The organism is Acinetobacter sp. GXMZU3951 (genome assembly GCF_054457875.1).
Window position 1 is genome coordinate 279,880 of sequence record NZ_JBTLFO010000001.1, and the last position, 23,491, is coordinate 303,370.

General features: G+C 41.6%; 16 protein-coding genes. 2 read left to right on the forward strand and 14 right to left on the reverse strand.

The window, feature by feature from the left end; translation table 11 throughout:
* Positions 1–117: 117 nt before the first annotated feature.
* Positions 118–570 carry a GNAT family N-acetyltransferase gene (locus ACX17N_RS01325; RefSeq protein WP_458890788.1) on the forward strand — a complete coding sequence of 151 codons (453 nt, stop codon included), beginning with the start codon at positions 118–120 and terminating at the stop codon, positions 568–570.
* Between the two features lie 10 nt (positions 571–580).
* Here the strand turns inward: ACX17N_RS01325 and ACX17N_RS01330 are convergent, their stop codons facing one another.
* The 3 genes from ACX17N_RS01330 to ACX17N_RS01340 form a co-directional block, all read right to left on the reverse strand.
* Positions 581–2,368: a sensor domain-containing diguanylate cyclase gene (locus ACX17N_RS01330; protein ID WP_458891112.1), complete on the reverse strand. Its 1,788-nt coding sequence runs from the start codon at positions 2,366–2,368 to the stop codon at positions 581–583.
* A gap of 209 nt (positions 2,369–2,577) precedes the next feature.
* The gene (locus ACX17N_RS01335) at positions 2,578–2,916 is read right to left on the reverse strand and encodes an FKBP-type peptidyl-prolyl cis-trans isomerase (RefSeq protein ID WP_458890789.1); all 339 of its coding nucleotides are present in this window, start codon (positions 2,914–2,916) and stop codon (positions 2,578–2,580) included.
* Between the two features lie 23 nt (positions 2,917–2,939).
* Positions 2,940–3,470: a YaeQ family protein gene (locus tag ACX17N_RS01340; protein ID WP_458890790.1), complete on the reverse strand. Its 531-nt coding sequence runs from the start codon at positions 3,468–3,470 to the stop codon at positions 2,940–2,942.
* Positions 3,471–3,580: 110 nt separating this feature from the next.
* Between ACX17N_RS01340 and dctA the strand changes: the two genes are divergently transcribed.
* Positions 3,581–4,870 (forward strand): C4-dicarboxylate transporter DctA, encoded by a 1,290-nt coding sequence (gene dctA, locus ACX17N_RS01345; RefSeq protein ID WP_458890791.1) that lies wholly within the window; start codon positions 3,581–3,583, stop codon positions 4,868–4,870.
* Here dctA and ACX17N_RS01350 read toward each other — a convergent pair.
* The 11 genes from ACX17N_RS01350 to tssM form a co-directional block, all read right to left on the reverse strand.
* A complete protein-coding gene (locus ACX17N_RS01350) occupies positions 4,867–5,862 on the reverse strand; it encodes a CobW family GTP-binding protein (protein WP_458890792.1) in 996 nt (331 codons plus the stop codon). The genes dctA and ACX17N_RS01350 overlap by 4 nt on opposite strands.
* Positions 5,863–5,997: 135 nt before the next feature.
* Positions 5,998–6,684: a GntR family transcriptional regulator gene (locus ACX17N_RS01355; protein ID WP_458890793.1), complete on the reverse strand. Its 687-nt coding sequence runs from the start codon at positions 6,682–6,684 to the stop codon at positions 5,998–6,000.
* A 15-nt stretch (positions 6,685–6,699) separates the two neighbouring features.
* On the reverse strand, positions 6,700–10,299 hold the full coding sequence (uca, locus tag ACX17N_RS01360; RefSeq protein WP_458890794.1) for an urea carboxylase: 3,600 nt from the start codon (positions 10,297–10,299) through the stop codon (positions 6,700–6,702).
* A 16-nt stretch (positions 10,300–10,315) separates the two neighbouring features.
* Complete coding sequence (gene atzF, locus ACX17N_RS01365; protein ID WP_458890795.1) at positions 10,316–12,148, reverse strand: allophanate hydrolase; 1,833 nt, start codon at positions 12,146–12,148, stop codon at positions 10,316–10,318.
* A gap of 341 nt (positions 12,149–12,489) precedes the next feature.
* Positions 12,490–13,653 (reverse strand): OmpP1/FadL family transporter, encoded by a 1,164-nt coding sequence (locus tag ACX17N_RS01370; RefSeq protein WP_458890796.1) that lies wholly within the window; start codon positions 13,651–13,653, stop codon positions 12,490–12,492.
* Between the two features lie 122 nt (positions 13,654–13,775).
* On the reverse strand, positions 13,776–15,413 hold the full coding sequence (locus ACX17N_RS01375; protein WP_458890797.1) for an arylsulfatase: 1,638 nt from the start codon (positions 15,411–15,413) through the stop codon (positions 13,776–13,778).
* A 90-nt stretch (positions 15,414–15,503) separates the two neighbouring features.
* On the reverse strand, positions 15,504–16,754 hold the full coding sequence (locus tag ACX17N_RS01380; RefSeq protein ID WP_458890798.1) for an anaerobic sulfatase maturase: 1,251 nt from the start codon (positions 16,752–16,754) through the stop codon (positions 15,504–15,506).
* A gap of 840 nt (positions 16,755–17,594) precedes the next feature.
* Positions 17,595–17,861 (reverse strand): PAAR domain-containing protein, encoded by a 267-nt coding sequence (locus ACX17N_RS01385; RefSeq protein ID WP_458890799.1) that lies wholly within the window; start codon positions 17,859–17,861, stop codon positions 17,595–17,597.
* Between the two features lie 21 nt (positions 17,862–17,882).
* The gene (locus ACX17N_RS01390) at positions 17,883–18,647 is read right to left on the reverse strand and encodes an OmpA family protein (protein ID WP_458890800.1); all 765 of its coding nucleotides are present in this window, start codon (positions 18,645–18,647) and stop codon (positions 17,883–17,885) included.
* Positions 18,648–18,654: 7 nt separating this feature from the next.
* Positions 18,655–19,614 (reverse strand): type VI secretion system-associated protein TagF, encoded by a 960-nt coding sequence (tagF, locus tag ACX17N_RS01395; RefSeq protein WP_458890801.1) that lies wholly within the window; start codon positions 19,612–19,614, stop codon positions 18,655–18,657.
* A gap of 36 nt (positions 19,615–19,650) precedes the next feature.
* Positions 19,651–23,478 carry a type VI secretion system membrane subunit TssM gene (tssM, locus tag ACX17N_RS01400; RefSeq protein ID WP_458890802.1) on the reverse strand — a complete coding sequence of 1,276 codons (3,828 nt, stop codon included), beginning with the start codon at positions 23,476–23,478 and terminating at the stop codon, positions 19,651–19,653.
* Positions 23,479–23,491 lie beyond the last annotated feature (13 nt).

The following is a 23,491-nucleotide window of genomic DNA, read 5'->3' on the forward strand; positions in this document are numbered from 1 at the left end:
GTGCTGGGTAAAGTTTAAGCGAATAGCAAAACATACATAAAAAGCAACAAATCGCCACTTTTGTAATTGAGCGTATTCACATGAAATAAGCCTGTTTTCAGGAAATAAGAACAAACAATGATTAGGGCAGCAAAAATTCAGGATATCCCTGAGATTCTTTATGTTTTACAGGAAGCGATTCGTGCCTGTGTACCAGACCATCAATCCGATGAAAGTAAAATTCAGGCATGGTTGGAAAAAATCACGCATGCCAATTTACTGTTATGGATGCATTATAACGACAGCTGGATTTATAGTATCAATCAGCACATTGTCGGCTTTATTATGGTCAGTGACATTGGGAAAATCTTACTGAATTACACCTTACCCGAGATGCAAAATCAGGGCATTGGAACCGCATTACTCAACAGTGCAACTGCCCATTTAAAACTAAGAAATCTGGAACAAATCACGCTTGAAAGTACCCAGACAGCTCTCAGTTTTTACCAAAAACAGGGCTTTCAAGTTCGTACTTATGCACTACCAGAACAACAGACCATTCCGATGATTAAATATCTCATAGCACATTAATTAGTCGCGATCATATTTTAAGCTGATCTCGCCCAGCATTCTTGGCGAGATACAGATTTTGGTCTGCGGCTTTCATCAGTTTGTGTATATCCTGAAATGGATGGTTTCGATCCATATAGGCCGCTCCAATACTCATGGTGACATATTGCTTTGCATCAGCACGGTTGAGGTGTTCAAAATGCTGATGACGAATGGCTTGTAGCAACTGATTTAAGCTTTTTTCAATCACCACAACTGGCATATCACGTATCAGTACAGCAAACTCTTCTCCCCCATAACGCGCCAAATAGGCATGTTCAGGCAGATGAGCTTGAATCACCTGAACCAGTTGTTGCAGGATTTCATCACCTTTGAGATGACCATAATAGTCATTATAGTTTTTAAAATAATCGACATCTAACATGGCAAATGCCAATACAGCATTATGATGTTGCGAGGTTTCAGCAAATTGACGCTGGATTTCAGAATTCAATGCGCCCCGATTAAATGCACCCGTTAGAGGATCTATTTTTGCCTGTAATTCTAGCTTTGCATTCAGCTCGCTTAATTGCAGTGTTCGCTCCCTCACCTTCTGATCTAAAGAAGAGTTAAGCTCTAATAAATTATTATTCAATTTTTCAATGCGGTCTGAATGGTAGGCAAAGCTCTTGGACTGTTGCAACATAATTAAAAATGCATAAAAACTGGTCGAAGCAAACGATAAATTTATGGAATCAATCCAGTTCAGGCTTAATAAAAAATCATGTAAGAAGGTAACGCACAGCAACACCACTGCCCATAGATTAATGCTCGAATAAGGCTCATGCCGCTTAATGGTAATTAAAAAACCATAGGCAAAATTCAATACCACCACAATACCAAATAGAAAACTATAAAATGCTAACCGTTCAAACACATCAGGGAGTGTTAAACAGGTCATCACAATATTCAGACTGAGAATAAAAACTGCGATGGCAAAGATGTTGGGATGTAAATAGCGTCGATTCAGTAAAAACATGTAGTTAATAAAAAATAACGCGGAAAGATAGGTGAAAATATATTCCAGCCGTGTGCCCCATAACCAATCAATATTGGTAAATACGGTATAGACATAGGGGGCAGAAAATAAATTATGCAGGGCTAAAAAGATAATAAAAACGCCGAAAACCAAGAAGCCCCGACTTTGGTGATGTTTGACACCTCGGAAAAAACCAAACAGGATGGTAAAAACACCAACACCGATCACGGCACCACAGACTCCAGCAATACTCATCATCAATTGTTGAAACTGACGGTTAATGGTTTTACTGACTCCTATGCGCATAGGATTTTCCAAACCACCGTGTAAACTTTGAAAACTCGACACCTGCATGGTGACAGTAAAATATTCATTCTCGGCAATAAAATAAGCAAAGCGTGGAGCATTTTCCGTCTGATGTGTTGCTACAGTTTTGCCCACCTCCCCGAGCCGGAGCAGTAAGTCCCCATTCAGGTACATCCGATAAGCCCCGTATTGATTTGGAATCCAAATCGCTATACGGCGACCAATAAATTCTGAGGGAATTTTAAAATGCCCGACAAAGGTGCCATAGGTATTTTTTGGGTAACCCAATTCTTTAAAGGAAATAGGCAATATAACGGTTTGCGTGGGTGCAGCAGGCGTTGCTGTTTGTATGAATTGCTGCGGATAAAATTGCCATTGCCCTGCCAAATAACTGGTGCTGTTTTCAGTAAAGTCGACAGGATTGATATTTTTCTGCTGGACGTAGTAAGACTTGGGGACTGGCTCGTAGAGTGCCCAACTGGATTGCTGTAGCAGCAACAACACACTACTAAGCGCATATAAGATAAATTGAATGATCCCATATCGCTGGGGGAATTTATTATACCAGTCGCGCTTATTCCTTGATCGCGAATTTAATTTTTAATGCAGTTTTGGTTCGGCTCAATAGCAATAACTGAGCCGAGCTTGATTTAACCATAACATGCTTTTTCATCCACATGCTATGGTTTATTTTTCAAATATTATTAGTCACGTGTTTTTACATCATATAATTCAATTTCAAAGATTAAATTTGAATTTGCAGGAATAATATTCCCCATTTTACGCTCACCATAAGCCAAATGTGCTGGGACGATCAACTTACGTTTACCGCCGACTTTCATGCCCATAATGCCTTGATCCCAGCCCTTAATGACTCGACCTGTACCAATCACGCACTCAAAATAATTACCTCGGTCAAGCGAGGAATCAAACTTGGTGCCATCTTCCAACCAACCAGTATAATGCGTGGTAATTAAAGCGCCTTTTACCGCCTCTTTACCTTCACCCACGATTAAATCAATAATCTCTAATTCTTTAGTCATTTCAAAAACTCCTTAAATACCGTTTACTGTAACTGAATCCACTCAATTTGTGCTTGGGCATGATCACCAATTAATGTCCACTCGCCATCCATCACATTCAATTGTAACTGCATGGTGCGCTCACACAATTGCTGAATGGCTTCTGTGGTTGCTGGCGTTAATTGCCAGACTTCAACATTGCGCAATGTTTTGAGTTTGCTGTTGCGTTTGTACCATTCTTCTACAGATGTACCATAGGCGATCACCGCCACCGACTTACAACGGGCACTGGCTTTTTTAACCTTATCTTCATCTGGACAACCCACTTCAATCCATTGAACCAATTGCCCCGTGAGGTCTTTTTCCCATAGCGCGGGCTCATCAGTTTCAAAGAGGTCTTTGGTGAATTCAAGCTGTTCCGACGCATAACGGGCAAATGCCAAAATCCGTACCATTAAACGTTCAAGGGTTTCTGAAGGGTGCAATGCCATGGTGAGTTGATAATCACCATATTGGTGAACATCCATATTGGCAATGTTCAAATCTGCTTTGTAAATTGTTGCTTTCAGCGCCATGAAAAGTTCCTCAAATTTGGCGCCTAGCATACTCGATTTTGATTGGCTTAGGACAGCTTGGCAGAGTTTTTGCTTTTGATGATCGGACAATAGAATGAAAGATGTAACTCATGTGGCAGAATCTCAAACACAACCTGTTCCTGCAAGTGGTCTTTGCCCTGATTATCGGCATTGCACTCGGTCTCAGTTTCCATGATTTTTCCCTAAATTTAAAACCTTTAGGTGATGGATTTATTTCTCTGATAAAAATGCTGATTGCCCCGATTGTCTTCTGTGTGGTGGTACTCGGCATTTATGGCGCACAAGACATCAAAAAAATGGGCAAAGTGGGTGCAAAAACTATTCTGTATTTTGAAATCGTCACAAGTATGGCGTTAATTTTCGGGTTTGCCGTCGCCTATATGTTTAAACCGGGCGCAGGCATGAATATTGATCTGCATGCACTGGATGCCAAAGATTTAAGCATCTATGCCGAACGCGCTGAACATTTAAGTTCAAGCAGTGATTTTATTTTAAATATTATTCCTAAAACCATTTTTTCCGCATTTAATAACGGTGATATTTTGCAGGTTCTATTGATTGCCATAATTTTTGGTATCAGTATGCTGCTGATTCCCAAAAAGTTTGCAGAAATTGTCCGCCAAGCATTAGAAGCCTTCTCTGAAGTATTCTTTAAAATGATGGGGCTGATTATTCGTTTAGCACCACTCGGGGTATTGGGTTCTGTGGCTTACACAACGGCAAAGTTTGGGCTCAGTTCCTTTGCTCAACTCGGCTATTTGGTACTGGTGTTTTATGTGACCTGTATCGCTTTTGTGATCCTGCTGCTGGGTAGTATTTTAAAAATGACAGGTTTAAATATTTTTAAATTTTTGAATTACTTTAAAGCGGAACTTTCGATTGTTTTAGGCACAGCATCCTCCGATTCAGTCCTGCCACGGGTTATGCAAAAACTGAAAAAATTAGGCATTAAAGATTCGACTGTGGGACTCGTAATTCCGACTGGGTATTCATTTAATCTCGATGGTTTTTCCATCTATTTAACATTGGCAGTCATTTTTATTGCTCAGGCCTGCAATATCGAGCTATCGATGACCGATTTACTGAGCATTTTATTGGTTTCTTTGGTGACTTCCAAAGGTGCACACGGTATTCCTGGCTCTGCCTTGGTTATTCTTGCAGCAACATTATCGGTCATTCCTGCACTACCAGCCATTGGTTTAGTGCTGTTACTTTCGGTCGACTGGTTTATTGGAATGATGCGTGCCTGCACCAATCTAATTGGTAATTGTGTCGCAACTGTTGTGATTGCCCACTGGGAACAGGATATTGACCATGCCAAAGCACAATATGTACTGAATCAACCCCAACCGATTACTGAAACTAGGCAAGATGCTTAAACACGGCAATCCAATAATTGTGCTTCAAACAATGTCCAATCCCGTGCTTGAAGCACAATTATTTCGATCCGATTGTCGACATTCTCTGCGGCAGACTGATAATTGAATTGATTCGGATTGAAATTAAAACTTTTCCAGCCCTGATTGGTATTGAAAATGCCTTTAATTCGAAGCCAATCCTGTTGTTCGCATAACAAGTCTAGCAAATCATAAAAATCGAATTGCCAACGTTTGGAAAATTTCCAACCTGCCACACTATAGCCTTGCGCTGTTTCGACATAATGGTAAGGCAATTGCTTAATTTCAGGTAAAGCATCTGTATTGCTATACTGCTTTTGTAATTGAATTAAGGGTTGAATTTTACGTTGTACGCCTTGAAATGGCACATCAATTTCGGCCAATTGGAGTTGCCCTAAATCGGGTTTTAACCATGTCTGGGCATACGCTGCATATTCTTGCTGTAATTGCTGTAAAGCTTGTTCATCCGCAGCCTGCATCTGTTCTACGTGAGAAATCACCACAATCTGCGCGGCTTTGAGCTGATCGGCATACAGGTTTTGCTTGACCCATTCTTGCTCATGCAAGCGTGAACCATCCACCACCGTAACTAAAGCGCGCATCTGAATTTGACTTTGCCAATGCGGTTCCGTCAGTTGTTCTAACAATTGGGCGGGATGTCCCAAACCTGTCGGTTCTATGAATAAACGGTCGGGTTTCGCTTCAGACAACAAACGCGATAACGCAATTTGCATTGGTAATTGACTGCTGCAACACAAACAACCGCCTAACAGTTCTTTGACCGCATAACCTTCGTCTTGTGGAAGCAGGTTTTGATCGACCCCAATCTGCCCAAACTCATTCATCAACACCGCCCAGACTTCATCTTCAGGCTTTTGTGCCAATACACTGTTCAATAAGGTCGTTTTTCCCGCACCAAGAAACCCAGAAATAATATGGGTCGGTACGGATTTTTGTGGGGTTAACAGTTTCAAAATGAGATGCTCTCAAGCCAAACGAAAAGTGAAGATTGATGTAATAGTATAACAAAATCTTTACTTTCGCTGTGTGTCCATCTTAGCAACTCATATGCCGTCGAATATATTTTTAAACGGATCTTGCATATCAACTTAAACAAACTGGCTCGAGTCGAGCATATGTAAGGTAATCTTTTTCACCTCATCTCGACTTTGCTGAATATGGGTGGCTATTGCCGCAATAGCATCTTCAGTTTTTTTCTCAAAAATCAGTTTTAAAATATGTTGATGTTCTTGATAAGTCGCTTCAATCCGGTACTGTTTCGAAAAATCTAGGCGGCGGATAATCCGTATTTTTTCACTTAAGTCACGATGAATTCGCGCCATCTCATGATTACCTGCTGCACGAAGCAAAGCACAGTGAAAATCTTCATCCAGTTGTGCGAGTTGCTTTATGTCATTCAGATAATCTTGTGGTTCCACCATCCAAATTGCTTTCAGTCTTGTCAACTCACTGGATGGCTCACAATTCTGCTGTGACAATTTATAAATGGCCTCTTTTTCCAGCACAATCCGTACATCATATAGTTCTTCATAATAGCGGAAGTTCAGTGGTCGGACTTGCCAACCACTGCGGAAACTGACCTCGACATAGCCTTCTTGCTGTAAGCGATACAAAGCTTGCCGAATCGGAGTTCGGCTCACCGCATAAACTTGAGCAAGTTCAGACTCAGTAAAACGCTCACCTGGCATGTATTTAAAATCAAAGATATCGTTTTTAATACGTTGATAGACCTGCGCGGACAAACTGTCTGCACTTTTACTTGTCGCGCTTTTCATTTCCTATACTCAACTCTATTCCATATACACCAAAGGTTCTCCGCTGTGTACGGTCTGCCCCGCACGACAAATGACTGCTTTAACGATGCCATCTTCAGTCGCATACACAGGCAACTCCATTTTCATGGCTTCAATAATAGCAACTGTTTCACCTTTTTTAATCTCCTGTCCTGACTCAACAAAAATTTTCCAGATATTACCTGTCATAGAAGCATTCACAGCTAAGAAATCATCAAAGTCTTCGAACTGTTGCTGAATGATTTCTTCGGGTTGTGCGCTATGTTCCTCTTTCCAACGCCCGACTTCTGCACTGAAAGCGTGTTGTTGCTGTTGCTTGAATGCTGCAATGCTTTCGGCTTCGTCCTGTAAAAATTGGGTATAACTGGCAAAATCAAACTCAGTTTCTTCAATTTGAATCTGCGCTACACCATGTGCAAAATCGGTACGCCATTGATTCAACTCTGCTTCAGTAACAGGGAAGAATTTAATTTGGTCGAAGAACTGCAAGAACCATTGTTTATCACCAAATTGTTTGTTTTGTTTAAACTTATTCCAAATAGGTAAGGTACGCCCCACCAACTGATACCCCCCAGGGGAGTCCATGCCGTAAATACACATGTACATACCGCCAATACCCACTGTACCTTCCGCAGTAAAGGTACGTGCAGGGTTATATTTCGAACTGAGTAAACGATGACGCGGATCAATTGGCACCGCACAAGGTGCAGTCAGATAGACATCGCCTAAGCCAAGCACCAAATAATTGGCATCAAAAATAATGTCGCGGACTTGTTCACGGCTGTCTAAACCATTAATGCGTTGAATAAAGTCGACATTGTTGGGCAACCACGGTGCTTTGGCGCAGACACTTTCCTGATAACGCTTCACAGCGCCCAAAGTCGCACTGTCCTCAAATGCCATTGGCAAATGCACAATCCGAGATGGAATTTTTAACTGGCTTAAATCTCCCATTGAAGATTCCAACTCAAGTAAATGTGCAATCAATTGTGGCTGTGAAATCACCAGACCATCATATTTAATTTGCAGAGAGCGTACCCCAGGCGACAGTTCTAAAATGCCGTTTTGGTTCGCGCTACGAATCATTTGCATCAATTGGTGTACGCGTAAACGCAGCGCCAAATCTAATACATTTTCACCATATTCCAGCAGAATATAACTGTCTCCTGCCTGACGGTAAATTGTTTTTGGTGTTGTTGCTGTTTCCTCACGTAAAGCCAGTATGGTGCTACCTAGCTCGATTTCTGCTGGTCTTTCTGCAACCATTTGAGCCGTAGCAAAATGCTCAATCTGCTCAATTTGCTGACGTTCTAAAGCATTGGCTTGCTCGACTGTCATCGGGTAAAAACTAATTTTATCATCAGCTTTTAATTGCCCTACTTTCCACAGCTCTGCTTTGGCAATCGTTACTGGACAAACGAAACCACCCAGACTTGGACCATCTTTTGCCAAGATCACAGGAAAATCCCCCGTGAAGTTAATTGCCCCAATTGCATATTCACAGTCATGTACATTGGAGGGATGTAAGCCTGCTTCACCACCATTTTCACGCGCCCAACTTGGAGTTGGACCTGATAAACGGACACCTAAGCGGTTGGAGTTAAAATGTACTGTCCATTCAGTTTGGAAAAACTCTTCAATATATTCCGCTTTAAAGAAATCAGGAGCGCCATGCGGACCATAGAGCACACCAATTTTCCATTCATGCCCATAACGTGGAATCAAATCGCATGCGAGATCTTGGGGTTCGGCTGTGGCTAAAGTTAACCCAACATGCGGCATATCAGGATCAACCAGTTTAATCATATCGCCAGTACGTAATGTACGCCCTGCATGTCCGCCAAAGTTACCTAAAGCAAAAGTTGCACGACTGCCTAAATATAGCGGGACATCTAAACCATGACGTACAGCCAAATAAGTTCGACATCCTGAATCCACCTGACCCAGTTTAAGCACCTGCCCCGCCTTCACCTGAATCGCCGACCAAAACGCAACAGGTTGATCATCCAATGTGGTGACACATGGGGCACCTGTTAATGCAATCGTAGTGGTCGCGTGGAACTTGAGTGTAGGTCCCAATAAAGTGAACTCAAATCCTGCCGCATTTTGTGGATTACCTACAATTTTATTCCCCAATTGGAAAGCATAATCATCCATTGGACCTGAGGGTGGAACACCAATATCCCAATACCCTGTCCGTCCCGGATAATCTTGAATCGAGCTTAAAGTTCCCGGCTGTAAGACTTCAATTACTTTTGGCACATAAGTAAAATCATCTAACATCCGTGTCCAAATGTTCATCTCGGCAAAACGCTGATCGGCAATAACAGCACGGGCATAATCCAAATTGGTACTGATACCATTAAGACGTGTTTCGCTCAACACTTGCTGTAATTTTGCAATCGCTTGTTCACGGTTTTCCGCATGCACAATGATTTTGGCAATCATCGGGTCAAAGTATTGTGAAATTTCTGTGCCCGTCGCCACCCATGTATCCACACGAGCGTGTTCAGGAAAATAAACTTCAGTTAATACCCCCGGACTCGGTTGAAAGTTTTTCACAGGGTCTTCTGCATAAATACGCACTTCAATCGCAGCGCCTTGCGGCTGAATATTCTGCAATTTTTCCCAATCTAAGCCATCACCCGCAGCCACTTTGAGCATACATTCAATTAAATCCAGTCCTGTTACCATTTCTGTCACAGGATGCTCGACTTGTAGACGAGTATTTACTTCCAAGAAATAAAATTCATCACGCGCAGCATCATAAATAAACTCGACGGTGCCCGCACTACGATAGTTAACCGAAGCACCCAGTTCTACTGCCGCTTGATGTAACTTCTGACGTGTCGCTTCAGGCAATAATGCAGCGGGGGTTTCCTCCACCACTTTCTGGTTACGGCGTTGTAAGGAACAGTCACGCTCACCTAAAGCCACTACTTGACCCAAACCATCGCCAAAAATTTGAACTTCAACATGACGTGCTTTATCGATAAAACGTTCTAAAAACACGCCTGCATCTTTAAAAAATTGTTCACCTAAACGTTTGACACTGGCATAGGCATCTTGCAGTGCTTCAGGCGTATCACAGCGGGTTAAACCAATACCGCCTCCTCCTGCGGTGCTTTTCAGCATAATTGGATAACCAATTTCTGCCGCAGCAACCAATGCTTCTTCTAAACTATTGAGCAAACCTGTACCCGGTGTCATTGGAACATGCGCAGCAGCAGCCAATTCACGTGCACGATGTTTCAGACCAAATTCCAAAATCTGTTCGGCAGTTGGTCCCATAAAAGCAATATGGTTGGCTTCACAGGCTTGTGCAAATTCAGTACTTTCAGACAAAAAACCATAACCTGGGAAAATTGCTTCAGCACCTGTTTGTTTTGCAGCAGCAATTAATTTTTCAATTGATAAATATGTCTCAGCAGGTTTGGTTCCCTGTAAGTCCACTGCAAGATCGGCATCTTGAACATGCTGCGCATAACGGTCACTGTCCGAATACACAGCAACACTGGTGATTCCTAATTTTTTTAAGGTACGTATTGCACGTACAGCAATTTCACCACGGTTGGCAATTAATACAGTTTTAAACATGAGCGTTCCTATTTTTTTAATGTGTTATTTGTAGTTGTTGTGCATTACGATGCTGAATATAGGCGCGCCAGCCACCAAAATGACTGATATTTTCAGCATCGGCTAAACCATAAGGCTCGCAAATAAATCCCTTGACCCAGCGCCCATCACTGAGTTCAACATTCCCCATGCCCAAAGGCGTTGGAATTTCAGCGACAAACTCACCAAACCTTGCTGTTGGCACATCCCAAAGTTCGACAATAATTTCCTGTCCCTGTGCTTGACGTGCTAAACCAGGTTTTGGCGGAATCGTACCATTCAAAGCATATAGGGCATAATGGGCTGAAGTTTTCGTGGTTTCCACATGTACGGCTTGTCGGGTCGTCAACTGAAAACTCAATGGCATTCCTGTCAAATGCGCTCCCACTACTGCCAAACGAATATGCTGTGCTGATGGTGCAGAGATTGACTTTACCTTTTCAGCGTAAGGACGTCCTGTCGCCCCTAAAGGGAGTTGCAGATGTTGCTGCCATTGGCGTCCAAAATCTGCCAAAGCACGGTCATGCCATGCAGGTGCAATCAAGCTGATGCCAAACGGCAAACCATCACCACGGAATCCCGCAGGTAATGCCAAAGCACTTAGATCTGCGAGATTGGTAAAGTTGGTATAAGTGCCAAAATGTGAATTGTACTGAATTGGCTGCTGCTGCATTTCTGCTAGGGTATGAATGGTCGGCGATGTTGGCACAACCAAGGCATCGAACTCAGACAGCAACTCTTGAATTTGTCGCGCCAAATCATGCTTCAAATATTCGGCTTTATAGGCATCGAGTGCCGTATAGTGCTTACCTTGTTGAATGATTTCTAAAACAGTTGGATCAAATGCTTCTGGTGCTTGCTCTAATATGGCTTCGACGGCCACTGTACGTTCAGCCACCCATGAACCTTGATAAAGTTGGGCTGCCAATTGTTCAAAAATCGAAAAATCTATTTCGGTCAACCGAACATTCATCTGTTTTAACTGCGCAATTGCTTGCTGAAAAGCTTGCTCTGCCTGTACATCACCAAAGAATTGCAAAGTTTTTGGAAGGGCAAAATTCAGTCCTGCCGAGAATTTGGCGGGCGCTGTTTTCGGGTTATGGCGTGAATAGCTATCACGTACATCAAATTGTTCCAATACCTCTGCCACCGCTTCAGCATCGGTTACGGTCAGGGCAAATACCGAAATACAGTCAATACTTTTACAAGCGGGTAATAGGCCATGATTCGAGAAGCGCCCTTTGCTTGGTTTTAACCCCACAATATTATTGAATGCCGCAGGAACTCGCCCCGACCCTGCCGTATCGGTTCCCAAGGAAAAAGGCACCAAACCCCGTGCCACCACACTTGCAGAACCTGAGCTTGACCCGCCACTGACATATTCGGGATTAAAACTATTTTTGACAGCGCCAAATGGCGACCGTGTGCCCACCAAACCCGTTGCGAATTGATCCAAGTTGGTTTTCCCAACCACAATCGCGCCGGCTTGCTTAAGTAACCGCACAGTTTCAGCATCTTCAGTGGCAATTGAGTTTAACGCTTTACAGGCGGCAGTCGTGGCGAAACCGTTGACATCAATATTGTCTTTCACCGCAAAAGGGATACCGTATAGTGGGAACTGTTCCCATAAGGACTGGCTATGAAGACTTCGCTGTTGCAATTCCTCAATTTGCTGTTGCAATACATCTGCTGGTGCTATGGCAATCCAAGCCGTATCTTGAGGATCAAACGACTGCACCCAAGTGATTAAATCTGCGAGTTGAATCTGTTGTTTAATATAAGCCTCTTGCCATTCATGAATGGTCCAGCCCAAAGCTTGAAGTCTGCTCACTTTATGCATCCTATCTTGTATACAAGTTAAGATACTGAAAGCGAATTCTATGCCAATTATATTTTTTATTTAAAATCAAATAAATAATTCAATTTACTTTATAGTAGCTTCAATACAGCCTTTTTTTAGATCGCAATATGCCTTGTTATTGCTCGCCCACCCTCGCTCTGCACTAAAATTATTGCAACTTGAATTAGTCAGTCAAATTGCCCTAGCTCTGTAGCTGCCTAGGTTCAATCCAACATATATTGCCGCTGATTGTTTAAGATCCAATAAAAAAATTCCCTTCCTCCATGTTTCAGGAAGAAGGAAGGACCTAAACTGGTAAAAATTAGAAAAAATTATTTTGATTTATAAGAAAGCTTCATCCCCACGACGTAACCGGTATTGTCTTTGAAATCACCTACAATACGACCATCCGATACTTCACCTTTAACGTCACCGAACCACAGGAAGCGACCACCTAAACTTAAGGCAACATTGTCATTAAAGTTATATCGTGCAGCTAAACCAGCACCCCAATAACCTTCAACAGGACCTAAAGTTGGTGCTGGAGCCCCTGCACCTGAGTCCCACAAACCAGACACCGATATTGCGAGGTTTGGCATGACTTTTTTACCAAGACCAAGCTCTACCGCAGTTTGGTCATCATGGTAACTTAATAAAGGCAAGCCTTTCCCTCCAGCAGCCCCCATTGATGCAGTGACTGCTTTTAATGTCGGTGGATAGTATGTGAAATCACCCCATGGCACCCAACGGACTTTTGCGAATAATGCTGTGGTTGGATTTAAACCTGTTTGTAAGTGCAAATTCACAGATTCAGGAGTAGTAATACTGCCTGATTTATCAAAAGATCCTAAACCTGGAATATCTTCATGAATTGAAGTTTTATGATCAATCTCGGAACGATAGGTTAATGAAGTAAGAATACCCAGCTCTGGCTTGGCATAGCTCATCCCTGCCACCCAACCGACAGCAATATCATCAAAGTTGTTGTTATAGCCACTCGATGAAGCGTACGTTGCACCACGTAAATGAACATCAGCTTGAAGCTCTTGCAGCGCTGGACCACCATAAATCATGAAGTTTTTATTGAGGTTATAACCCAATAAAGTGGTGAGATTTTTCGACTTCACCTCAACACGGGTACTGGCATCGTCAGCAGGTAGATTTTGTGCGATGAAATTATTTTCGCCATGAAATTTTACTTTCGCGCCATAAGGTTCATCATAGATAAAAGCAAGATGCAAATTTGGATTTAAATCTGTTTTAACTGCGTAACCAAGTGCTTGAGTATCTTCAGCTAGATCTGAAATGTGATTACCACTTACATCAGTACCCTGAACATCTGGTGAAATATGCGTATAGCTGACTTCGGCATAAGTGCCATTTTCAAACAAAGCATCAATTTGCTGTGGTGAACGCTCTAAACCTGCGGCATAGGTTTGACCTGCAAATACCGACAACATTGCTACGGCAAGGTATTTTTTCTTAATTAATTTCATCTCAACGCTAATCCTTTAGTGTAAGTTTAAATCAGTGAGTATTTTTCGGTCCTATGAAAAACACCCACAAATTCAAGATTAAATAGCTGATATCTAATCTGATGGGTTTTACGAAAGCACCATTACGGTACGTTTAAGCCGATGTCTTTAACTGGGAACTTCTTGAATGTGCTCGCATGGTAACGTACCAAATTCAAGGTACGTGGATACCCCCATTCAAAACCGTGATGGCTTGGAATTTGCTCTTTCGGATCTAAGTATAGGTTGTAAGCCCATGGTGCAGGACTGGCGACTGACAGTACTGTGGCATCAATATTCTTACGCGGTGAAGTGGTATCCATCACTTTAAAATGCACTTTAAACTCGTTCCAACGTAACGCTGCAAACTGGTTATTTGCATAGAAATAGGAGGTTTCACGATTGGATTCACCATCGTCTGCCAACAAGAAGCTCGTTTGGTCGATACCATCAAAATAGCGATCTTTTGGAATCTGGTTGCTTTGACCACCTAGAGCCACCGAGGTATTGAATAAGTCCAAAATGTCAAAGAGGCCATCGCTAACGCGACCCGCTTTAATCATACCCGGCCAGTAAGCAATACCTGGCACACGGATACCGCCTTCCCACGTGGTTCCTTTACCCCCTTTCCATGGATGGAAACCTGAATCTGGCCATACATCTTCATTGGCACCATTATCTGAGGTGAAGAATACGATGGTGTTTTCCAACTGCCCTGTATCTTTCAGGGTTTTCATTAAACGACCCACAATATCATCGACTTCGACTACACCATCTTTATACGGGAATTTGGCGGGGCTTTTGCCGGCATAACCTGGTGCTGGATAGTTGTCGTTATGCAAACGCGAGAATGAATGCACGAGGTAGAAGGGTTCATTCTTTTTCGCAGAACGACGAATGAAACCATCGGAATAATCCGCAAACTTTTGATCCAGACGGCTGATGTCATCAATCGTTTTAATGTTTTGTTCTACTTTAATCGGGCCATTTTTCATACCACTGGTAATTTGTGGTGGCTGAATTGAACGCATCGCTTCAATGCGCTCTGGATCATGAACCAAATTTGGATATAAACGCTCATCCGTCATTTCTGTGATATTTGAAATAACCTGTAAGAAGCCAAAATATTCGTCATAGCCATTTTGCTGTGGATAGGCACCATCAATTTCGCCCAAATGCCATTTACCAATCATGCCGGTACGGTAACCTGCCTTTTGCAACAGACCCGCAGCAGTCACTTCACCCTCCCATGGATTGGCTTTGAGTTTTTCACCCGTTAGGATTGGACGAGTTAAACCCGTCCGTATCGGTAAACGGCCAGTCATCATTGCCGCACGGGATGGCGTACTTAAAGGCTGTGCATAGAAAGAAATAAAACGCATTCCGCCATAGGCCAATTTATCAATATTTGGGGTTGGCGCACCGACTGCTTCACCGCCACCATTAGCACCAATATCACCCCAGCCCATATCATCCACAATAAAAATCAGAATGTTCGGGGTACGTCCTGTTTTCTTTTTATAGGCCTCAATTTTTTGCTGTGCAGCAGCATTTTGCGCGGGGTGAATAATCGCGGGTTCCATGTTTTCAGAAGTGATCACCGCCTTCAAAAAAGGATCATCGCTGATGGTCTTTCCTTTTTGATAGGTTGTTGATGATGCCGCTTGTACTGTCGTCATTGCAGCACATGATAATAAAGCCGTCCCGATAGACAAACACAGCTTTGACTTCTTGATACCCATGGTACCCTCCTTGACCGTTTTTTAAGGTGTAATTATCCCTTCCGACTTACGTCAGAATTTTTTTATGCGCTTCCATTTAATTGGCTTATTTCATGCAACACCGTTGTTGAGGTACTGCATCAAGACATCTTGGTCTTTTACTACTTGTCGATAAAATATTTTTAATCCTGCACACAGATAATTTAATCCTGCCTCTCCCTCTGGCGTGTGTGTAAATCTATTTTTTGGACATTCTCCCCAGCACAGGGCTAAGAAATCGCAACGCTTACAATATTTGGGTAAAGTCAGATATTTGTCATATGCAAACTTTTCCTGCTTTTTCGAGAACACCAAGTCCCCCTGATGGATGTCTCGGATATTCCCGAGTTTGAATTCCGGATAAACAAAGTGGTCGCAAGAATAAACATCACCGTTAAACTCAACCGCGACTGCTTTGCCACAAATCTGCCCTGTGGTGCATTTTTGTGGTCCAAAACCAAATAATTGTGAAATTACATTCTCAAACTGATCGACAAAAACGTCGCCATAATCCTTGGCGAGCCATTCTTGCCAGATTGTTGCAAGAAAATTGCCCCAATCCTGACTGTTCACCGTCCAACTGCTGACCGCAGCATCCTCTTTTTTCAATGCCGATTTGGGTTGCAGCATCCAGTCAGGTTCAACGGGGTCAATGCCAGCACTGAACTGAATCATTTTGGGGCGAACTTCATCTCTTAAATATTGATAGACTTCAAGTGGATGCTGAGCATTCACATTATTTACGACACATAAAGCATTAAACTCAATCTGGTACTGACGGAGTAATTCAATGGCCTTGAGCACCAAAGAGTGAGTCGGCTTATCATTTTTAGTACGACGATAAATATCATGTAAGCGTTCTGGACCATCAATCGAAAGTCCAACCAAAAAGCTATGTTGCTGCAAGAATGCACACCATTCATCATCTAGCAATAAACCATTGGTTTGTAAGTCATTAAAAATCGCTTGATTGGGCTTCTTATATTTTTGTTGCATAGCAACAATCTGTTTAAAGAAACCTAGCCCCATTAAGGTCGGTTCGCCACCTTGCCAACTAAACACCACTTCTGGTCCAGTTTGCGCTTCAATATATTGACGGATATGCAACTCTAATACCGAAGCTTCCATACGCGGATATTTCGGTTGATTAAGGAAATCTTGCTTATATAAGTAAAAACAGTATTCACAATCGATATTGCACTGCGCACCACTCGGCTTAACCATAGAATGGAATTGATACAATTCATTCGTATGTACCAGTTTCAATTGTGGTGAAATTGAAATATTTTCTACCGCAATTCTGTCTGTATGATTCACCATCATGGTTTAAATCCTTTTAGCAGCAATCTCTTGCAATCCTGCAAGTACTCAATATCTCAGCTATTCTCGAATTCAATATTGACGAGCTATATGTATTCGATTTCCCATCGATATTTTTTAACAAGCTGATATTTTCAAAAACACCTTCTTCATCCTGAATTATGGGGCTCTTAAAAATATAACTTGCGCCTCCACCTCAATCATTGAGTCTTGGAGCCGCTTCTGAAGATTAACAGCCTTAAAGTATGGAACAACCATGCAAAAGAATGGTTACTGAATGGTTTTGCATAAAAATTCGGCAACAAAGAACAAAAAATCGGCTTTTAATCAGCGCAAAAGAAGAGAAAATAATGCCCCTAACAGGGTTAAGTAGAAATACTCATCGACTGTCGGGACTACAGCCAAATGCTGCCCTTAAGTATTAAAATTTTAATTCCAGAAGATCATTTGCAAGCTAAGCTTTCTCAAACCCAGCCATTTTTACTGCCCCCTATCAAAACAATAATGTCGAATACACTGGCCCTAAATGAGTTTAGATCAAGAATTTTTACATGGATCAGCATGATGCTCCCAGAAAACTAGCTCCTCAAAGTTTTAAAGAGTACTCGTAAATTTATCCAGCAAGGTTTTGCAGCACAATTGAAAGCAGAATGATGCTTGAAAAGCCAAACTGCTGTTAGCTCAATCTGATAGAACAGCAAACAAAATCAAGTTTGCATTAGACTTCGTCACAGCAGAAATTTTTTGTCATGGCTTTGAAGCTCTATGCGTATCCCCCTAAGTTTCGGGAATATCTGATCGTAAAAACTGTAACACCTCGACAAGTCGGTAGCCCGTTTTAGATCAGTTCGCACCCTGCACTAAATTTTGTTTGGGCAATAACTTACATCCGCAGGATAAAGCATCATTTACACGAGCAACCGCTTTCCCCATCACCAGCATATGGGGATCACCAACAACAATCGTAGCAACGACTTTATGTAATGGGCATGTTGCTTTATCTCCAACACAGGCTACAGCAATACCTTCAATTAAATAGCTGGATTGACCCGAAATCACCTTCCCGCCCCCCGTTGTAGGACAACCTACTGTAATATAAGGTGTAGCCATAATCTAATTCCTCAAAATAAACTATAAGACTTCAAATTCAATTCTTCTATTTTTCTTTCGCCCTTCTACAGTTGCATTATCTGCGACAGGCTTTTCTGATCCTAAACCAGCCGTACTCAAACGTTCTGCAACGATTTTCTTTTCAATCAAATAGGCTTTAACGGCTTCAGCTCTCGCTAAACTTAACTGTGCATTTTTCTTTGCATCACCAGAACTATCGGTATGACCAATAATTTTGACATTTTTATTTTGTACCTGAACTAAAGCAACCGCCATCTCATCAAGGATTTTTGTGCCCGATGCAGTCAAAATGGCACTTCCTGATTCAAATTCAACAATCCGATCTTTTAAGGCATCATCGACAACTTTCTGTTCTGATTGATTCGCAGAAAGTAATGCATTGATTCGATACGGCGGTTGCACCAAAGACTGATACATCGAAGTAATTGGTTGTATTTCACTCGGATTATTCAATTTTCCAGTTAATTCGACCTGCGTGCCTTTTACCGCCAACTTTCCAGCACTGACTTTTTTTAAATCTGGCGTAATGACACGCGTAACTAAATCATTCCATCCGTTTGGTACAGCAACCGCACGAATTTGGACTTTATCTACCACCTGCTCTGCACCATATACCGCATATAATTTTTGTAAAATCGCCTGTTTACTGGCTTCATTCGGAACGACACCTTCAACAATAATTGGCTGTGCATAAGCCAAACAGCTGCAATATAGTCCAACACTAAAGATTAGTGCGCTAAATAATTTTTTATTGATTGCATTCATTTTCTTATTAACCATGTATAAACGTTTGTTTAAAAAGTTTGATGCCTTGATTTAAGCTAAGCTGACGCTCACAAAGCGCTTGTTCTAATACGGCTAATCCAGCATTTTGCTCCAAATAAGTATCTATCCACCCAGCATCAATCAATGAAACCCAGCGCTCCGAATTGAAGTTTTGTGAAAAAATATCACTTAAGGCAAAAATATCTGCACCTTGGAAACCAAATAACAAAACAGGCTCATGCTGATGGAATAAGCCAATCAAAACTTCGGTATTTTGATGACCAAGAAACATGTTGATTAAATTGACCCAAAATGCTGCTATTTCATAACTATAACGTGCATTATGAATCGGTAAAATCAGCACCTTATTCAGCTTGGCCACACCAAAATTAAGGATTGGCTGGAGTAATAAACCAAGACCTATCATGCTTTGCGCCAATTGATAACTATTCAGTTTCATTAATCCTGCAAATGAATGCATCGTATGATTATCAAAAAAATCTAAGTGTGTATTGGCATGTGTTTGCGACAAGTCGCGACTAAAATCCGCTAATAATTCGACTAACTCATCAGGATCTCGGACTGTTTTTAATCTTTTATTCTGCTGAAATAAATGGACTAAGGTCGGTTTATAAAGCAAAGGGGCATAAGACAAATTCAGTGCAGGATGCGAAACTTCAATTAAATGACTTAAAACCATTGGAAATTTTCGCCCCGATGAATCTTCACTAGACGCTAAGTTCGCTAGTAAAAACATCTGTTCAACAGGATTTGCTATAAAAAAATCTAGACTGGGCAGACTTTGATAAGCTTCATCGAAGTTGGCATTTTTCTTTGCCAACTCCAATGCCTCTGTCATCCAACGATCAATCATATTGATGATTGCAGATTGCCCTTTGCTTTTTAAAAAATCACCACGAGCAGGACTTTTACCAAAATACAAAGATGTGGATTTAATGATCTGCATTTGAACCTCCCGCATCTCGATGCCAACATTGCTGCATTAGTTATTCACTCCTGACAATGATGATTGCGGATTGGATACAGCAGCATTCCCCGACTGAGCAGATTTGATGGGCTCAGGTGCAACTTGGGCAGCAACAACGCGAACTGCTTTGTCCATTACCACTTTATCGACCAATTGCAAACCGGCATAACCGCGTCCAGAACCGACATTACTGCCACTATTACCGCTAATCAGACGGAAATTGAGCTTAACCGACAAGGCTGGATTTTTAGGATCAGCCCATGTCATTTCAAAACTTCCATTCTGCGGTTTACGTTGAGCCGAATCGATTAAGCGATTAATGCCATATTCACCTGGTGCATCAAAAATGGTATGGGTTTGTCCCTCTAAATCGACCGCAGTAATTCGTACTCCAGGAATTGCACCTGGATTTGGCCAAATAAAGTTCACCCATTGCTGAATACCGTTTTCATACAGCATGCGTTGCCCATCAATATCAATGCTATACGACTGCAACTTTGGATTTGGCAAAGGATAAAACTGAAAATTGGACTGATTTGCCGCGGCAGTTGCCGCAGTTTGATTGAGTTCTCCAGTCGCAACCCCATTTGCAGGTGCAACATAACTTTGGAAATTCATCACAAATTGTGGATTTAGACCAATTCCTAAATCTTTCCATGTTTTCGATGACAGCATATAGCCGCGTCGTATCACCAACGGATCTAAACTTTCTTTCACAAATCGGGCAATACTGCCAGTTTCACCAAAAACTTGACCAATTTCACCACTGGTGGCTTGAATAGTTGCCGCTGGATTAAACGGATAATTCTTTGCCAAATTTTGACTGAAAGGTTGATAGGCCTGCATCTGCCATAATTTATTGATTTCATCTTGGGCAGGTAATAACAATGCATTAAATGCTTGCGTTAATGGGCTAACCAATAAACGCTGTAACATTTGCTGATCTGTCGCATTTAAACCAACTGTGAGCTTTTCATCTACAATTTTTTGAGTATTATTAAATACAGATGCCTGATCATTAATTGTCTGTTTCACCACAGTTAATGCATTTGGACCAATGTCCCCTGCATTTTTCAGATCATTAAACTTACTTCGTACCTGCGACAAACTGTGTAAATACTCATCCAATAATGATTGATTTTGCTGATCATCACGCTTACGAACCAATTGATAAAACACAACAAATTCTTGAGATATCGGTCCTTGGGCTTGCTGCAATGCTTTTTTTACAGCATCTTCATTATTTTGTCTTAGAATTTTACGTTTAAACCATGCCACAAAACCTGTTTGAGGGGCAGCAAGCTCCGCTTGAACAACTGGATTATCCCAACTGGTTTCCTGCGCCACGCGATTTAAAAAGAGACGTATTGGCGAATTTTGGGACTCTCCCAAAATATCAACAATACGAGCATCAGCCTTAAAATCCGTCCCTTTGGCATAATGCACAGCATTAAGAAACTTTTTCCATTCTGCAATATATTCTTGCTTATATAGCTGTGTCAGTTGTTTTCTGATTTGATCCGGACTACCACTAAACGTTAAATCATCTGACTGAGTCGTGTTAAGCACCCAGTCTTTTGTATCTGTTGGTTTATTGGCGGCTGCATCAATTGCTTTTGCAACATAATCATCCCATGCATGGTAAGTAAATACGCCAGGTAATGCATATCCCCCCATTACGATAGTTTTATTGTTTTCACCGACGATTTGGGCAACGGTTAAAGCTGGGTAGCGAACCGCTGCACGCATTTTAATTTCATTATAAACACGATCCCGTGCAGGCATCCCACGCACCACAGATACCATCACTTGTCGTGTCTGCTCAACCAGTTGCGTATCCGCATCCAAGACAGGAAAATTTTTCTGATTGGCCAATGTCATTGCATAACTCAGCACTTGCTCTGCTTTTTGGGTCAGCTCAGCTTGAGGCATTGCTCCTCGATTCGCCAATAACCAAGAACGCCAAAATTTAGTGACCTGATCACTTAAATGACTGGCATCCATATATTCGGGATTGCTCATCATCAAATAAGCTTTTAAAGCGTTATAAGCATCTTGGGGATTATTATCTGAAGGTTCAAAATACTGAGGACTTTGCTGTGCAGATGCTTGCTGAATTTGAACATTGGCATGATTTGCTTTCAATACGGCTTCATTTGCCTTAACTCGTTGTAAATATTGCTCGATATTTTGTTGGGAGGGCTCTAGAACCAGTTGACGAATCCCCTTCAGATACTCAACTTCGAGCTTTTCTCTTAATGCTTGACCTTGATATAAGCCAAATGAAAATTTAAATGGTCGATCCTGTTCAAAACTATCCAATTGCTGTAGGCGATTTTGCAAAATTAATAAGGCATCAAACTGTGTAGCCAATTCGCTGCCTGTACTTTTTTCCATTTGCATTACTTTATTGAGGTCGGCCTGCACATCTACAATTAACTGCTGATTATTTCGATACGACCAAACCCATGCACCTAGACACAACGACACGGCCAAAAGAGCAATCATAAAACCGAAATAGCGTTGTCGTTTACGCATAGGGTTAATATGTTGTTTGACTAAATTCTTGTCTTTTAAGATGACATTTGAAAATAATCCTTTTAAAAAATATCCATGATTTTGAGTGGTCACTGCAAGAGAGTGCTCAGGTTGCTCTAATAATGTTAGATCAAACTCTTGTGCAATTTGCTCAGTCATTGGACTTTCAATCATGCCCTCTTGCAGGGCACTGGTAAAATAAAAGCCACGGAAAACAGGCTTAAATTGATAGGGATTATCTTCAAATAGTGCAGCAATAAATGTTTTTACCGCAGGTTTAAGCGTTTTAAATTCCAATGGAAAAGTCATTACTCCTGGCGAAATATTCTGCGCGTGCCGACGACTTAAATGTGTGGTACTAACACTCTTCAATCCATCAAATAAAATATTATAGTGCTGTTCAAATAATTCAGACGCATTCGGAGCAGATTCAGGATGATATGGGAGTGTTGCCCCCCAAACCTGATCAAATTCTTGACCATCATAGCAATCAAAAAACTCCGTAAAACCTGCAATCAAATCCATTTTGGTAAAGACAACATAGACAGGTGCAAAAACCTCTAATCGCTCGGTCAAGTCTTGAATACGTGCTCTTAAGTTTTTCGCCAATTTAAGAGACTTTTCTGGGCTTTGGCTAATCAGTTCCGCAATACTGACCACCACAATCAGGCCATTCACGGGAGCTTTGGGACGGTTTTTTTTCAATAATTTTAAAAATCCCAACCACTCTCCATGATCTTCAGCATAAACCGAATAACGACCTGCGGTATCGAGTAATACACCATCTGTAGAAAAAAACCAGTCACAGTTTCTCGTTCCACTCAGCCCTGCAGAAACCACTTTTTGATGCGATTCTTCGAATGGAAACTTGAGACCAGAATTATAAATTGCTGAACTTTTTCCAGCAGCAGGATTACCAATCACCATATACCAAGGCAATTCATAAAGTGCTGCATTGCCTTTTTTATCCCCCAATCTGGATTTCCGAATCAATTGGATGGATTCTTTCATCTGCTGTTGAATCAGCTTTAATTCTTCATTATTTTTTGTCTGGCCATATTCTGCATCAGTTTCTTTACCAATCGCCTCTGCGAGTTCTTCGCCTTGGCGCTCATGTTTTCTGCGTTGTATTAACCAATAAATGCCATAACCGATCAGGCCCACAACATAGGCCACGCATAACAAAATAAAAATATGTCGAGGAATCACATTATATGAGGATAGCAGTGCCACAAATAATGAAAGGGCAATAATGGCTTTGGGGTTGGTAATGTACTGCCATAAGTAGCCTAAAATTATATACATTGTTTTCTCATCA